The organism is Desulfovibrio sp. ZJ200 (genome assembly GCF_011039095.1).
In the GTDB taxonomy this organism is placed as follows: domain Bacteria; phylum Desulfobacterota; class Desulfovibrionia; order Desulfovibrionales; family Desulfovibrionaceae; genus Desulfovibrio.
Map to the genome: position 1 here is coordinate 1 of NZ_JAAKEH010000016.1, position 14,984 is coordinate 14,984.

Here is a 14,984-nt window from a genome sequence, read left to right on the forward strand (position 1 = left end):
TTTGACTTTTTATGAAAGTCAAAGGTGGCATTCAGGCGAAAAACGCGGTTTTCGCCTGAATGTACGCCGCGTTGCGGCGGCTGCCGCTTTCGCGTCAGCAGAGCATTTTCAAAGTGAAAATGCTCTAAGCCCCCATCTCCAGAAGACGGGCGCAAAAATCGCGGGTGCGGGTGGCAGAGCCCTCGGCCAGCAGAACTTCCGGCGCGCCCTGCTCAATGAGCCTGCCGTGCTCCATGAACAGAATCTCCGTGGCCAGGGCACGCGCAAAATCCATCTGGTGCGTGGCCATGAGCATGGTCATGCCGCCGCTCGCCAGATCGCGGATCACGGCAAGCACCTCGCCCACCAGTTCGGGGTCAAGAGCCGAGGTGGGCTCATCCAGCAAAATCACCTTGGGGTCCATAGCCAGGGCCCTGGCAATGGCCACGCGCTGTTTCTGCCCGCCCGAGAGCTGCGCCGGGTAGAGCGGGGCGCGCCGCGCCAGGCCCACGCGGCCCAGTTCCTCCAGGGCGCGGGTTTTGGCTTCCCTGCGGGACATGCCGCGCACCTTGCGCAAGGCAATGGCCACGTTCTCTTCGGCGGTCAGATGATCGAAGAGATTGAAATCCTGGAAGATCATGCCTACATGGGCGCGAAACTCGCAGAGTTTTCTCCTGTCGCCGCTCTCCAGGAGTTCGCCGTCCAGCCAGATTTGCCCGCTGTCCGGGGGGATCAGGCAGTCGATGCACTGCAAAAGCGTGCTCTTGCCCGCGCCTGAGGGGCCGATCAGCACCTTGAGCTCGCCGCGCCGCACGCTGAGCGAGCAATTATCCAGGATGGGCTTGCCGCCCAGGGTCTTGGAAATGCCTTGGACCTGCAATACCACTTTGTCTTCCGCTCTCATGGCTTATCCCGCGCCCATGCCTTCCATGCCCATTCCCGTGGAATAGCCCGGCACATGCAGCTTTTTTTCCAGACGGCGCAGCAAATGGAGCACCGCCAGGGTCAGCACGAAATAGATCAGGCCCGCCGCGGCAAAGAACGCCAGATGCTCGTGCGTGCGCGCGGCCGCAAAATTGGCGCGGGCCATGATGTCCTGGGTGCCCAGCACATAGCAGATGGCCGAGTCCTTGAGCAAAATGGAAAATTCGTTGGCCCAGCCCGGAATCGAAAGGCGCAGGGCCTGCGGCAGAATAATGCAGCGGATGGCCGTAACGTCCCGCATGCCCAGGGCGCGCGCCGCCTTAAGCTGGCCCTGGGGCAGACTTTCAATGGCCCCCCGGAAAATCTGGGACTGGTACGCCGTGCTGGTTGCGCCCAGCACAAGGCAGCAGATCGCAAAGGGGTTCACGCTCAGGCCCAGGCTGATGCACAGGCCGTAACAGAGAAAGAGCAGCACCAGGATGGGCACGCCGCGGAAAAACCAGACGTAGGTCGCGGCCAGCCGCCGCAGCCAGGGGCCGCCATAGACCTGGCCCACGGCCAGGGGCACGCCCAGAACAAGCCCCATAGCCAATGAGATGCCCACATTCCCGATGGTCACAAAGCTCCCGGCCAGGATGGAGGGCAGAGCAAGAAGAACATCGTTCAGTGCGTGCATAGGCAGATACTTTGCAAAGGCTTATGCCGCGCGACCGGAAAGCGGGGCAGCGCCCGCCGGGCGTGCGGCACAAGGGACGCGCGGCTGCTCCCACGCCAGGGCCTGGGCCGGCCGTGCCGCCGGGATGTGAAAAAGCGCATACGGCATTTGCCGCTCCCGATCACAAGCGGCCTGTCGCCAGGCCGGTGAACCCGGCCCGGGCCGCTGCGCGTCTGATGCCGTCAGCTTCCGGGGCCGGGTTCATCAACGCGGCGGAACAGACTTAGAGCAGATTACCTTTGACTTTTTATGAAAGTCAAAGGTGGCATTCAGGCGAAAAACGCGGTTTTCGCCTGAATGTACGCCGCGTTGCGGCGGCTGCCGCTTTCGCGTCAGCAGAGCATTTTCAAAGTGAAAATGCTCTATTTGCAAGCCGCTCTGAGCACTGCGGGCGCATGTACCGCCTGTATCTGCGTCGCGCTCAGGCTGCGGCGCGCAAGGCGACCGCCCGTCGGTCAGGCGCGAGCGCAATATGCTTGCGCCTTGCCGCCTGAAAAGGCGCGGGCGTACTTCCCGCTGCGCTCTCCTGCGGTGCGGGCCAGCTGCGCCTGCGACGCCGGGCTACTTGTGCAGATACTTCTTTTGCAGCTCCTGCCAGTACGGATCGGCCATGAGCTTGCGATAGCCTTCATCCAGAATGGCGCGCAATTCCTTGTCGCCCTTGCGGATGGCCACCCCGAACTGATCCGGCGCGCCGTGAACGCCGGCCTTTTTCACGGCCGCGCCCTTGGAAATGGCGTCGTCAGCGGGCAGCTCATCCATCAGCGCGGCCTGGATGCGGCCATTGAGCAGGTCTTCCACGGCCAGCGGAGCCGACTCGTAGAAACGCAGCTCGAATCCGTAGCCTTTCTTCGCCTGTTCCTGCTTGATGGCATTGGCCTCCGAGGTGCCGCGCTGCACGCCCAGTTTGATTTTCTGGCTCAGAATGTCCCTGGGCGTCAGTTTGGAGTCGACCGGCACCAGGAAAACGCGCGAAACAGTCCAGTAAGGATTGGAAAAATCCACCATTTTGGCGCGCTCCGGCGTGATGCTCATGCCCGAGCATACCATGTCGATCTGTTTGCCCATCAGGGCCGGGATGATGCCGTCCCAGGCCATGGGCTTGTGGCTGATCTGCACGTTCATGGTTTTGGCGATCCAGTTCAGGGCGTCCACATCGAAGCCTGCGGGCTGGCCGGTTTTTTCGTCAACATAGGCAAAGGGCGGATAGTTGGGATCAATGCCGTTGACATAGCTCTTTTGGGCAAAGGCGGGCACGGCGGCCAGCAAACTGACCAGCAGAGCGCAGACAAAGACTTTTTTCATGTGAATTTCTCCCTCAAAAAAAGACGGAACTGACAGAGCCGGATGCCGGGGCAGGGCGCGGCTCGGCTTACAGGCCGCCAAACACTGAACGGCTTTGGCCGGCTCGCCTGCGGGCCGCTATTCCCGGCAAAACAGAATTATGTCTACCAGAAGCGCCGCGGCGACGCAAGAGCGCGTTGCCCAGGGCATGGCCCTTGCGCTTGGCGGCGTGAAAGCGTATCGTATTTTGCATAGATCTGAGTGTATCGGAGGCCATCCCGCAGCAACAGCAGGCGCTGCATTTATGCGCGCAGGCAGAGCGCGATCGCGCTCTGGCGCATCTGTAAACCTGTTTACAGATGTATGCTGTCTGCTGTAAGGCAAAAATTTATAACATGTCGACGCCCTGCGCGTCCAGGTTCAGCATGTCTCAGATGCCCCTGCTCATCAGTCTGCTCCGCCGGGTCGGGCTTTCGCCGCAAAAGACATTGCTTTGCTTTTTTGATCTGGTGGCGCTCCTGGGAACCGCGCTGCTGGTTTTTTTGCTGCGCGCGGCGTACGGCGGCCTTGATCCCGCCCTGTATAAATGGGTGTTGCCCCTGCTCCTGCTGGGGCCGGTGCTGGGGAGCAGCTTCGGCATTTATCAAAGCATCAGCCTCCCGCCGCAAAGAGAGCTGAAAGCTCTGTTTCTGCTCACAAGTCTGACCTACAGTTTGATTCTGGTCGTGCTTTTTCTGGCCCAGGCCGGAGAGGCCTATTCCCGCCTGGTGATTGCGGGCAGTTGGGCCGCCACCGTTCTTACCCTGCCGATTATGCGCGGGCTTTGCCGCCGTCGTTTCGCCAAAAGCCGCTGGTGGGGCAGGCCGCTGATCATCCTGGATCGCAGCGATACCGGGCGCGAACTCTGGCGCTATCTCAAACGTCACCCGGAGCGCGGGCTCATGCCGGTGGATATTTTCGCTCTGCCCCAGGATCTGCCCGGTCTGCGCCGTCTGCTGGCCACTGCCGCCCAACGGCATCCCGGGGCCATGATCCTGATTCATCATCACATGGGGCTGGCGCAGCCTCTGGATTATATCACGGAAGCCAATGCGTACTTCAGCGACATTCTGGTTGTGCCTGCCTTTGACGACGACTTCAAGGTTCGTTGGCTGACGCCGCGCGATCTCGGCAATGTCGTGGGGCTGCTGGTGCGTCAGAACCTGCACGACAAGCGACGCCTGCGCTTGAAGCGCTGCATTGATCTTGCGCTCTGCGCTCTGGCCGCCACAATTCTGCTGCCCGTGGGGCTGGTTCTGGCGCTGTGCATCCGGCTGGACAGCCCGGGCCCCGTTTTTTACAGGCAAAAGCGTATCGGCCAGGGGGGCTCCCTCCTCAATATTTATAAATTCAGGACCATGGTGGCTGATGCCGACGCTGCCCTGCAGGCCTGCCTTGCGGCTGACCCGGCCCTGCGCGAGGAATGGGAGCGGGATCATAAACTGAGAAATGACCCGCGGATCACCCGGATGGGAGCCTTTTTGCGCAAGAGCAGCCTGGATGAGCTGCCGCAATTGCTCAATGTGCTTGCAGGCGACATGAGCCTGGTGGGGCCGCGGCCCATCGTGGCCGAGGAAGTGGCCAAGTACGGGCAGGTCTATGACGAATATTGCCGCGTCAAGCCCGGCATCACCGGCCTGTGGCAGATTTCGGGCCGCAACGACACGAGCTATGCCGAGCGGGTGGCCTATGACCATTATTACATCAATAACTGGTCGGTCTGGATGGATTTGTGGATTCTGGGCAAGACCGTGCCCGTGGTTATCAGCGGCTACGGCGCATATTGAAGGGGCGGCCGGCGTCCCCCCGGGATCGCGCACTGTTGGCGCGGGCGGGAATCGGCTCAGCTCTGCAACAACGCCGTTTTTGCCGCCTCCACTTCTGCCGCGAATTCCTGCATAAAGCGGGCTTCATTGAAAGCCTCGGCATGGCGGCGCATCTCTGCCGGATCAAAATCGGCTTCCCGGCGTTCAAACGCTAGGATAGCCTCTTCAAGAGCTTCCACGCTCTGCTCGGCAAAAAAGAGCCCGGTGCTGTTTTCGCGTACCGTTTCCGTGGCGCCGCCGCGGCCGTAGGCAAGCACCGGCACGCCCGAGGCCGCCGCTTCCAGCGGCACAATGCCGAAGTCTTCCTCGCCCGGGAAAAGCAGGACGCGGCTGCGGGCAAGCAAGGCCGCCACGGCGGCGTCGTCCTGCCGCCCCAGAAAGCGGACGCAGGGCCCGGCGCAGGCTTGCAGCGCTTTGCGCGCCTTGCCTTCGCCTGCCACCAGCAGCGGCCGGTTCAGGCGGGAACAGGCTTTCACCGCCAGGTCTACTCTTTTATAGTCTGCCAGACGTCCGAGGCAGAGGTAAAACTCGCCTTTGCCGGAAGTACGCATGGTAAAAGCGTCAATATTTACAGGCGGATAAACGACCTTGGCAGCCCGTCGCCAGTGCTTGCGGATGCGCCGGGCCACTGTGCGGGAATTGGCCACAAAGTGATCCACGCGGGAGGCGCTCAAGAGATCCCAGCGCCGCAAACCCGGAAGCAGAAAGCGCATACCCAGGCGGGTCAGTGGACCGGCCGAGTCCAGATACTCGGGCCAGTTGTCCCACAGGTAACGCATGGGCGTGTGGCAGTAGCAGACATGCAGGCTGTCCGCGCGGGTGATCACGCCCTTGGCCGGGCCGGACTCGCTGGAAATGATCAGATCATAACCCGTGAGGTCGAGCTGCTCCAGCGCCAGAGGCATGAGGGGCAGATAGCTCTGGTACAGCGCGCGGCTGCCGGGCAGGCGGTTGATGAAGGTTGTGCGGATGTTATGCCGCGCAATGACTGGCGTAAGGGCTTTGCGATCCAGCACATGGGTGAAAATGTCGGCTTGCGGATACATGCGGCAAAGCGTTTCCAGCACCCGCTCGCCGCCGCCCATATTCACAAGCCAGTAGTGGACCAGCGCCACCCGCATGCTCAGGCTCCGGGCCTGGGGGCGATGGCGGCTGTGATCTGCGCTTCCGCGGCCAATTTCCCGTCGACAAAAGCGCGCGCGTCCATTTTGCAGAGCCTGAGCTTCATGCGCGGATTGGAGCACTCCAGATCCAGGCGATCGCCGGGCACAACCTGGCGGCGGAACTTGACGCCGTCCAGGCCGGTGAACAGAAAGAGCTTGTCGTCAAGGCTGTCGAGGCTCGCAGAGGCCAGCAAGCCCCCGGTCTGAGCCAGGGCTTCCAGAATCAGCACGCCGGGCATGATCGGCACGCCGGGAAAATGCCCCTGAAAAAAGGGCTCGTTGACGCTCACATTCTTGTATGCCTTGATGTGTGAGCCCGGCACGCATTCCGTCACCCTGTCCACCAGCAGGAAGGGATAGCGGTGGGGGAGAATCTGTAAAATGCGCTGTATATCCATGCTCAGGCATTGTTCAACGGTCGCGTCCCGCATTGTGCTCCCTTCGTTGCCAGTGTTCCTGCTCATGAAATTCACGGGTAATGCGTTGCAGTCCGGGCCTCTCGCCCCGCAGGGGCGAGAGGCCTGGACTGCAACGCAGGCTGCGCCTACTTTTTTTCGGTTTTTTTGGCTTTATAGAGCTTGTTTACCTCAGCCAGGACGTCCTTGGTCAGATCCATGGACTGATCGGCATACAGCACGCCGCCGGCAGTAACGTCCACCACAAAGTTGAAGCCCTTGGCACGGGCCACTTCATAGGTGGCGCTGAAGACGAGGGTGACCATGTCCTGGCGCAGCTTCACTTCGTCCTGTTCCACCTTGCGCAGGAAATTGCGGGTCTTTTGATCCAGTTCCTGCTTGGCGCGGATGAATGCAAGCTTTTTTTCTTCGCTGGCCTTGGGATTTTTCAGGGCCTCAGCTTTTTTCTTCAGAGCTTCGCCCTGCTTTTCAAGATCCTGGCGTTCCTTGCCGTATTTGGATTCCATCTGTTTTTTGGCGGCCTGGGCAGGCTCGCTCTGGGTGGCCACGGTCTGCATGTCCACCACACCGATCCTGGCCGCAGGCACAGCATTGTCATCGGCGGCAAACGCCGCTCCTGCCAGCAGCAGGCACGCCGCAAGGGTCATCACCACTACAGTACGCATGAATAATCTCCTTCCCCGATTGCTGAAATTTATGTTTTTCTTGCGGAAGAAAGGCGACCCGCACGCCGTTACAACTCCATTGCGCACCTGCATTCAGGGGAGGGATCGCAAAACCGCGAACCGTTTGCCTGCAAAAGCCAGGCTTCCGGCCCGCTGGTCCGTTGCAACGCCGAAGCCGCCTGCCACAGCGTTTTCCGGCTGATCCTGTCACCGAACTGAAATACGGACTTCACATAGCATCAGGGCTTTCGGGCGTCAAGGAATTCTGCGCTGTGCGGCGTTTGAGAAGGCGATCTTTATACGCCAGGATACCCTCGGCAAGTCCTTCGGCCAGCGCGTGCCGGTATGTGGGGGCGGCCAGATTCCGGGCTTCTGCCGGATTGGTGCAATAGCCGAGTTCCACGAGCACCGCGGGCATGCCCGCGCCGATCAGCACATGAAAAGGCGCGGACTTGACGCCGTTATTCCTGACCGTGAAGTTGCGCCGCTTCAGGCGGAACATGGAGAGCCGCTGGATGTCCGCGGCCAGTCGGCGGGATTCCTCCACCCGGGCATTGAGCATCACCTCGGCCAGCACTTTCTGCATGCTCCCGAGCCGGCGATCGCTGCGCGCGTTTTCCAGGGCGGCCACGCGCGCGGCCTGCGGATCGCCGGCCAGATCCAGATAGTAGGCCTCAAAGCCGTGGACCGAGGCGTCCTTATTGGCGTTGACATGAACGGAAACAAAGAGATCCGCGCCCGCAGCGTTGGCCTTGCGCGTGCGCTCGCTCAAGGAAAGGCTTACGTCCCTGGTGCGGCTGTAGACCACTTCCAGGCCGTTGGCTTCCAGAAGGCGACCCAGCATCATGGCCACGTCCAGGGTGATGGCGCGTTCCAGCACATTGTGATGGCTGGTTCCGGGATCATGGCCGCCGTGCCCCGCGTCGATGAATACCGTGCGCACGGTGAGGCCGAGCTGGTCGGCCAGATTGCCGACCTGCCGCGTGCGGGAAGCGCGCGCTTTGGCTTTGGGGCTTGCGGGCCGCTCCTCGTCAAGCGCGAAGCCGGTTTTGGCTCCTGGTTTTGCGGGCAGGGGCGTTTTGCCCGCGGCCACGCTGAGCACGATGCGGCAGGGGTCGCTTTCCATGCGGGTGTCAAAGCGTCGGACATCGCGAAAGTCAAATTGCAGGCTGGCGCCGCCCTGCTTGCGATCCCGCACGCGCACCGCCTGCAGAAGGCTGCCGCGCACCGTGACGCCCTTGCGCACATCGCTGACCACGGCTGTATTTTCCAAATCCAGATAGAGCCGGGCCGGACTGCCTTTGCGCGCATTGACCAGACGGGTGGAGTAACGGGCGGGGCCGCTCAGCTCCAGCACGATTTCCACGCTGTTCTTGTTCGGGGAATCCCAGGAGAGTACCTGCAGCTCGGGCGACGCTTCGCGCGGCGCGGCCCTGGGGGGCGAATCCGCCCGGCGGGCGGTCGCGGCAGTCGGCTTCTTGCCCGCATCCGCCTTCCTGGCGCTCCATTGCGCCCGCAGCGCGCGGGCTTCGGCAGCCATGTCGCCGCGGGGATATTGGGCGCTGATTTCATCCAGCAAGGCCAGGCCCTGGCTTGTGCTGTCCAGTTTGGCGCTCTGAATCCGGGCCGCGCGCAGCAGCGCGTCATCGGCCAGCGCGCTTTGGGGAAATTCGCGGGGCAGCGTCAGGTAGAGGGCAACAGCCTGGCGGTAATCGCCAGCCAGATGGGAGCAGTCGGCCAGGGCCTCCTGACTTGCTGCCGCGCGAAACAGCGCGCCCGGAGCCACGGCCCAGTTCTTGCGGCTGGCATAAATGCGCAGAAATTCTGCCCGCAACTCCTCCCAGGGCTGCCGCCAGCAGGATTTGACCTTATCCGCCCTGAGCGCGTCCATGCGGTTTTTTGCCGCCCGGTACCGGGGCAGCAGGAGGGCTTCCGGCAGGAGCTCGGAAGACATGCCCGGCGCGGCGGGCGTCTTTGCGACGGTCGCGGGCTGATCCTCCACGGCATCCTTGCGGCGCGCCGCGGCCAACTGACGGGCTTCCGGCGCGGTGCGTCCCGCGGCGGACGCCTGGAGCGTCTTTTCCAGGGCCAGGGCCTGCGGCAGCATGTCGCCCCTGGGGTATTGGCTTTTGAGCCTTTTGAGCAGAGCCAGGGCGTTCTTCTCGTCTTTCAGCCAGGCGGCGCGCAGGGTTGCCGCGCGCAAAAGCGCGTCGTCGGCCAGGCGGCTGTCGGCATGGCGCAGCGCCAGGGACTCGTAGCAGGCAACGGCTTTGCGGGCATCGGCTTTGGCAAAGGAGCGCCGGGCCAGTTCTTCCAGGCTTTCAGCCGCGCGAAACAGCGCCGCCGGGCGATTGGGCCAGCCCGGGTCCGCGTCGTAAATGGCGCGGAACTCGGCGGCCAGCTTTTCCCAGGGTTCGCGCTGGCCTGCGCGCTTGTCGTCCAGGCGCAGGCTTTCAATGGCCGCCTTGGCCACGGAGTAGCGCTTCCCGGTGGGCGGCAGCGAGGTGTAGCCGGAATCATAAAAACAGACGACCAGCAGACAGAGCGCCAGCATGAACACCAGCGGAGGCATGAGACGCCTGGTTGTCGCCCTGTCGCGAGCCGTGGTGTTCCTGGTTTTTGCGGCCACTGTCCGTCCCCTTGCCGTCTGGAAGCGCATAGAATTGGAGACAGGCGTTGCCTGAATCCTGCACACTTTATCGGTTGCGCTGCGATCCGCTTAAGGGGCGTTCCCCGCGCCGCGTCATATTTCCGATGGCCGGGAGAAAGTATGCAGGTTTTGTGCCGCGTGCCGTAAAAAAGGCCACGGCGCTTTTGGCAGTCTTGGGCAGGACAGTCGATTTTTTTGGGGGCGCTGCGCTCCTTTGACGTTTTAGAGCGTTTAGCTAATGAAATTAGCTAAACGCTCTGGTTTCATGAGCAAAATGCTCTGCTGACGCGAAAGCGGCAGCCGCCGCAACGCGGCGTACATTCAGGCGAAAACCACGTTTTTCGCCTGAATGCCACCTTTGACTTTTATAAAAAGTCAAAGGTAATCTGCTCTAAAAGAACTGGCCCATGCTGAATTCCAGCCTGCCCGGCTCCATTTCCTTGTCGTAATCCTGCACCAGCGGCACGCCGTAGGCGATGCGCAGATCCCCCATGGGCGAGCGCCAGCGCAGTTCAAGACCCGCGGAATAGACGATGTAGTCAGAAAGATCCGCGCCCATGGTCTTTTGATCGATGTTGAAACCGGCATCAAAGAAGGGAACCAGGGCCAGGCCCATATCTTTCTGGAAGGTCCAGACATATTCCACGTTCAGCACGCCCATGCGGTCGCCGCCGACCTGTTCGCCGCCGTATTTGTAGTCGCGGGGCGAAATGTCGGAATAGGCGTAGCCGCGGATGGTGTCCATGCCGCCGAGCCAGAAGCGCTCGAAGACCGGCACCGGGTCGTCGGAATTCTGGAACACGCCGCCCACGCGCCCGCGCACATGGAAGGTATTTTCCGGATTGAACGACCAGAAGCCCTGCCAGTCGGCCACGGCCTTGACAAAATTGTCCGTGCCGCCCAGGCCGCCGCCGCCGTATTCGGCCCAGAGGCGGGTGATGGTGCCCTTGGTGGGCCGATCCCTGGCGTCGGTGGTGTCGCGCAGGATGCGCCCGGAAATGGCGCTGGTCCAGTTGATGCCCTTGTAATCGGTGATATAGGGCGAGGACCAGGGCTCCACGTCATAGAGCTCATAGCGTTCCAGGCGGTAGGCCGCGCCCACGGTAGTGTATTCCCCGATGGGATAGGAAGCGCGGATGGTGTCGCCGACGGTGTCCTTGGTAAAGTCGTCCCAGTAATCGTGCGTGTAATAGAGATCGTTGCCCAGGGAAAGATCCGTGTCGTAGACGCGCGGATTGGTAAAGGAGAGAATGCCCGAGGTCCGCCGCCAGGAGAAGAAGCCCTGCAACTGCAGCCAGTAGCCCCGGCCGAAGAGATTGCGCTCCATGATCGAGGCGGTGACGCCCACGTCGTAATAGGTGGAGTAGCCGATGCCGCCCATGAGCGCGCCGGTGTTGGTCTCTTTGACCTTGACCTTGAGATCCACTTCGTCGTCCTTGCCCGTGGGGATCAGTTCCGTATCCACGGCCGAGAAGTAGCGCAGGCGGTTCAGGCGTTCGGATGAGCGGCGCAGTTTGGCGCCTTCGTACATATCGCCGTCGCCCAGACGCATTTCGCGCAAAATCACGTTGTCGCGGGTTTTGGTGTTGCCCTCCACCGTGAGGCGGCGGATGAAGACCCTTTGTTTCTTATTGATCAGATAGCCTACGTCCACTTGCGGGCTGCCGTCGTCGGCCTTCATCAGCTTGGTGTCCACTTCCGCGAAAGCGTAGCCGTAATCGGAGTAAAAGTCGGTGAGGCGCTTGCTGTCTTCCTGCATGACGGTCAGGGAGAAGTATTTGTTGGACTTTTCCCAGTCGTCCATCTGCACCACATTGAGCATGTTCTCTTCGCTGTCGATCACGTCCCCGGCGAATTTCACGTTGCGCACGCTGTAGCGCGGGCCTTCGTGCACGGTAAAGGTGATGTAGATGCCGTCGGATTTGTACTCCACCTCGGGCGCGGAAACCTGCATGTCCACAAAGCCTTCGTTCAGGCCGAAGGCGGCAATGGCGTTGGTGTCGCGCTCCAGGTATTCGTCCTTGAGCACGCCGGTGCCCGTGAACCAGGAGAAAATATTGCGCGGCTTGAGCGCCATGTATTTTTCCATGTCGCCCTGGTCAAGCTCCTTGAGGCCCGCGACTTTCACCTCTTTGATGTAGAGCTTGTTGCCCTCGTTCACGGTAATGATCAGCACTGCGCCGCGGCCGCCCTGGCGGTCTTCCAGGCGGTAGTCGGCCTTTGCCAGATAATAGCCTTCCTTGCGGTAGAGCTCGGTGATTTTCTGCAAATCGTCGGAGAGCATCTGCTCGTTGAGCACATTGCCGGCTTTGGTGCCCATGGCGGCCAGCACGTCTTCCTGATCGATATCCCTGGAGCCTTCAACCTGAATGCTGTCGATGCGGGGTTTTTCCACCACCGTGAAGACCAGCACATTGCCTTCCAGAGAGGCCTGCACGTCGCTGAAATAGCCCATGTCCCAGATGCGCTTGACTTCTTCGTTGATGGCATTGGCGTCGGGCTTGTCGCCCTTGCGGATGGTCAGACGCATAAGCACGGTATCCGGGTCCATGACCTTCATGCCGCGCACCCGCACGTCGGCAATGCCGTCTCCGGCGGCGGCAGGGGCGTGCATGGGCACAAAGCCGGGCCCGCTGTCCGCCTGCTGCGGCGCGGCCTGGGCCACCGGGCCGATGATGCCCGCCGCGCGATTGGCAATGGCCGCAGCGCATTCGGTCAGGGCCAGCAAAGAACCGCGCTCAAAGCCCGCGGGCACGGCCTGGCCCTCGCCCACCGGCACCAGGCGGCTGTCCAGGGTGAAGCCGTCGCCCAACTGGTTGAAGCTGCCGTAAATGACCAGACTGGCCCCTGCCTGGCGGCCCAGACGGCGCGCCGCGGACAGATTAATGGTGTCGCTGCCCCTGAGCAGATCCCGGGCCCGGCTCATGGGCACGGCCTTGAGCCCGTTTTGTTCAAGCTGGCTGACGATAAGCTGCGGCACGTCCCGGGAGGCATCGGGCATTTCCGGCCCGGCGTTGACCTCAAAAGGCAAAACCAGCACCAGAGGCGGCTGCGACTCCCTGGCGGCCGCAACGGGCTGCGCCTGCGCGGCGCAGAGCAGGGCTGCGAGACAAAGAGCCTTGACCAGCACGCTACACAGATATTTTCTCATACCGAGTCCCCACTCCAGAGCATTTTTTGATTGAAAATATTCATTTTCAAACCGCTCTAACCGGCGTTTTGGGCCGCCGCGTGAGCCAGCAGCCGACCGGCCTTTAATTCCAATGTGCGATGCATCCGGGCGGCCAGTTCAGGATTGTGCGTCACAACCACCAGGGTCATGCCCAGTTCACGGTTGAGCTCCATCATGAGATCGCTCACCTGCCGGCCTGTGACTTCATCCAGGTTGCCGGTGGGCTCATCGGCCAGGAGGACGCGCGGCCGCAAGAGCACCGCGCGGGCAATGGCCACCCGTTGCCGTTCGCCGCCGGAAAGCGTGGCGATTTTGCTTGTGGCGCGCTGCGCAAGGCCCACCCGCTCCAGCATGGCGCGGGCCTCGGGCATAACCCGGGCGCGGCGCGCGCCGCTGATCAGCGCGGGCATGGCCACATTTTCCAGTGCGGAAAACTCCGGCAGCAGATGATGGAACTGAAAAACAAAGCCCAACGTCCGATTGCGGAAGGCAGCCTGCTGATCCGGGCGCATCAGCGCCATATCGCGGCCGTCAAAAGATACAGTGCCCGTGCTTGGAGTATCAAGAGCCCCCATAAGATGCAAGAGGGTGGACTTGCCGGAACCGGAAGCCCCTACAATGGCCAGGGACTCTCCCTCTTCCACAATCAGATTGATATGCTTGAAAATTTCAAGATTTTCTCCAGGGCCGGAAAATTTTTTGCCCACGTCGGAAAATTTATAGAGCTCGGGCATGGCTTACTCGTAGCGCAGGGCTTCGGCGGGTTTCAGACGGGCGGCCTGGCGTGCCGGGTAAAGAGTGGCCAGAAAGCAGAGCAGCATGGCGCTCGCGCCCACGATCAGCACGTCGGAAAGCGTGATGATGATCGGCAGATGATCCAGGGTGTAGACATGTTCGGGCAGCTTGATGAACTGATAGCGTTTGAGCAGCCAGCCCAGGGAAAGGCCGAAGCCATAGCCGAGCAAGGTGCCGATCACGCCGATGATGGTGCCCTGGAGCATGAAAATGCGCCGGATCATGCCGCGCGTGGCGCCCATGGACATCATGATCGCAATATCGCGGGTTTTTTCCATGACCAGCATGACCAGGGTGGTGACAATGGAGAAGGAGCCGATCAGCACCACCATGGCCAGCAGGATGAACATGCCCACCTTTTCCAGCTTGAGGGCCGCGAAAAGGTTGGCGTTCATTTCCATCCAGGTGCGCACATAAAAGGGCGAGCCGAGCTCCCGGGCCAGCCGCTCGGCAGTCTGATCAGCCTTGAACACGTCGGCCACCGTGATTTCCACGCCCGAGAGATAGCCGGGCGGCAGGCCCAGCACGTCCCGCGCCGCGGCCAGGCTCACAAAGGCCAGGGAGGAATCGTATTCAAACATGCCGGTCTTGAAGATGCCCGCCACCTCAAAGGGCCGGATGCGCGGGGAATAGCCGGAGGCGCTTTTCTGCCCGGAGGGCGAAAGCACATTGACCCTGCTGCCCGGCACAAGGCCCAGGCGGCGGGCCAGCTCGTCGCCGATGATGATGCCCGGCGTGCCGCTTTTTTGCAGATCCGCCGCCGAGCCGGAGCGCATTTGCCGCAGCAGGGAGAGCACCTGGGGCGCGGATTCGGGATCAATGCCCCGCAGCACCACGCCTTTGACGCCGTTGCCTGCGGAAAGCATGACTTCTGTATAGATGAAGGGCGTTGCGCCGGTGACGCCTTGCACGGAGCGGATGCGCTCGGGAAGATCGCTGTTCTGCTCAAAGGCCGAGGGCAGGTAGGACATGACGATGCCGTGCGCATTGGCCCCCAGAATTTTTTCGCGCATGTCCGTGGTCAGGCCGTTGTACACGCCGAGCACCACCACCAGCGCGCCCACGCCAATGGCCACCCCCAGAATGGACATCAGGGAGATGATATAGATAAAAGTCTGCTTGCGCCGCGAAAAGAGATAGCGCAAGGCCACAAAGAGTTCAAAGGACATTTGCGGCATTCTGGCCCAGCTTGGCCGGATATTCAAGACTTTTTTTAGAGGCCGGGCGCGGCGGGCTTTGCGGGCCGCGAACCGGCCCTGATCCGGCCCTGATCCGCGCCGGGGGCGGCCGATTGTTCAAGCTCCCGGCTTCCCTGGAGGGCAGGCGCATCTGAAAAAAACAGGGGTGTATAACTCC

At 61.7% G+C, this 14,984-nt stretch carries 12 protein-coding genes; 1 reads left to right on the forward strand and 11 read right to left on the reverse strand.

Features of this window, described 5'->3' with window-relative positions:
• Positions 1-124 precede the first annotated feature (124 nt).
• The 4 genes from G7Y52_RS06310 to G7Y52_RS06325 all read right to left on the reverse strand — a co-directional run bounded on the left by G7Y52_RS06310 (position 125) and on the right by G7Y52_RS06325 (position 2,923).
• Positions 125-883 (reverse strand): amino acid ABC transporter ATP-binding protein, encoded by a 759-nt coding sequence (locus G7Y52_RS06310; protein ID WP_165068167.1) that lies wholly within the window; start codon positions 881-883, stop codon positions 125-127.
• A gap of 3 nt (positions 884-886) precedes the next feature.
• Positions 887-1,579, reverse strand: a complete 693-nt coding sequence (locus G7Y52_RS06315) for an amino acid ABC transporter permease (protein WP_165068170.1) — start codon at positions 1,577-1,579, stop codon at positions 887-889.
• Between the two features lie 243 nt (positions 1,580-1,822).
• Positions 1,823-1,990 carry a hypothetical protein gene (locus G7Y52_RS06320; protein WP_165068173.1) on the reverse strand — a complete coding sequence of 56 codons (168 nt, stop codon included), beginning with the start codon at positions 1,988-1,990 and terminating at the stop codon, positions 1,823-1,825.
• 189 nt (positions 1,991-2,179) lie between these two features.
• Entirely contained in the window at positions 2,180-2,923 is a 744-nt protein-coding gene (locus G7Y52_RS06325) for an ABC transporter substrate-binding protein (protein ID WP_165068176.1), read from the reverse strand.
• Between the two features lie 374 nt (positions 2,924-3,297).
• Between G7Y52_RS06325 and wbaP the strand changes: the two genes are divergently transcribed.
• Positions 3,298-4,728 (forward strand): undecaprenyl-phosphate galactose phosphotransferase WbaP, encoded by a 1,431-nt coding sequence (wbaP, locus tag G7Y52_RS06330; RefSeq protein WP_277424293.1) that lies wholly within the window; start codon positions 3,298-3,300, stop codon positions 4,726-4,728.
• Positions 4,729-4,784: 56 nt separating this feature from the next.
• Here the strand turns inward: wbaP and G7Y52_RS06335 are convergent, their stop codons facing one another.
• The 7 genes from G7Y52_RS06335 to G7Y52_RS06365 all read right to left on the reverse strand — a co-directional run bounded on the left by G7Y52_RS06335 (position 4,785) and on the right by G7Y52_RS06365 (position 14,797).
• The gene (locus tag G7Y52_RS06335; protein ID WP_165068182.1) at positions 4,785-5,888 is read right to left on the reverse strand and encodes a glycosyltransferase; all 1,104 of its coding nucleotides are present in this window, start codon (positions 5,886-5,888) and stop codon (positions 4,785-4,787) included.
• A 2-nt stretch (positions 5,889-5,890) separates the two neighbouring features.
• Entirely contained in the window at positions 5,891-6,361 is a 471-nt protein-coding gene (fabZ, locus tag G7Y52_RS06340) for a 3-hydroxyacyl-ACP dehydratase FabZ (RefSeq protein ID WP_165068188.1), read from the reverse strand.
• 113 nt (positions 6,362-6,474) lie between these two features.
• Positions 6,475-7,011 (reverse strand): OmpH family outer membrane protein, encoded by a 537-nt coding sequence (locus tag G7Y52_RS06345; protein WP_165068192.1) that lies wholly within the window; start codon positions 7,009-7,011, stop codon positions 6,475-6,477.
• Between the two features lie 229 nt (positions 7,012-7,240).
• A complete protein-coding gene (locus tag G7Y52_RS06350; protein WP_241159621.1) occupies positions 7,241-9,640 on the reverse strand; it encodes an N-acetylmuramoyl-L-alanine amidase in 2,400 nt (799 codons plus the stop codon).
• Positions 9,641-10,052: 412 nt separating this feature from the next.
• Entirely contained in the window at positions 10,053-12,812 is a 2,760-nt protein-coding gene (gene bamA, locus G7Y52_RS06355) for an outer membrane protein assembly factor BamA (protein WP_165068199.1), read from the reverse strand.
• A 56-nt stretch (positions 12,813-12,868) separates the two neighbouring features.
• Positions 12,869-13,567, reverse strand: coding sequence for an ABC transporter ATP-binding protein (locus G7Y52_RS06360; RefSeq protein ID WP_165068202.1), 699 nt, complete (start codon positions 13,565-13,567; stop codon positions 12,869-12,871).
• A gap of 3 nt (positions 13,568-13,570) precedes the next feature.
• A complete protein-coding gene (locus tag G7Y52_RS06365) occupies positions 13,571-14,797 on the reverse strand; it encodes a lipoprotein-releasing ABC transporter permease subunit (protein ID WP_165068205.1) in 1,227 nt (408 codons plus the stop codon).
• Positions 14,798-14,984: the final 187 nt, after the last annotated feature.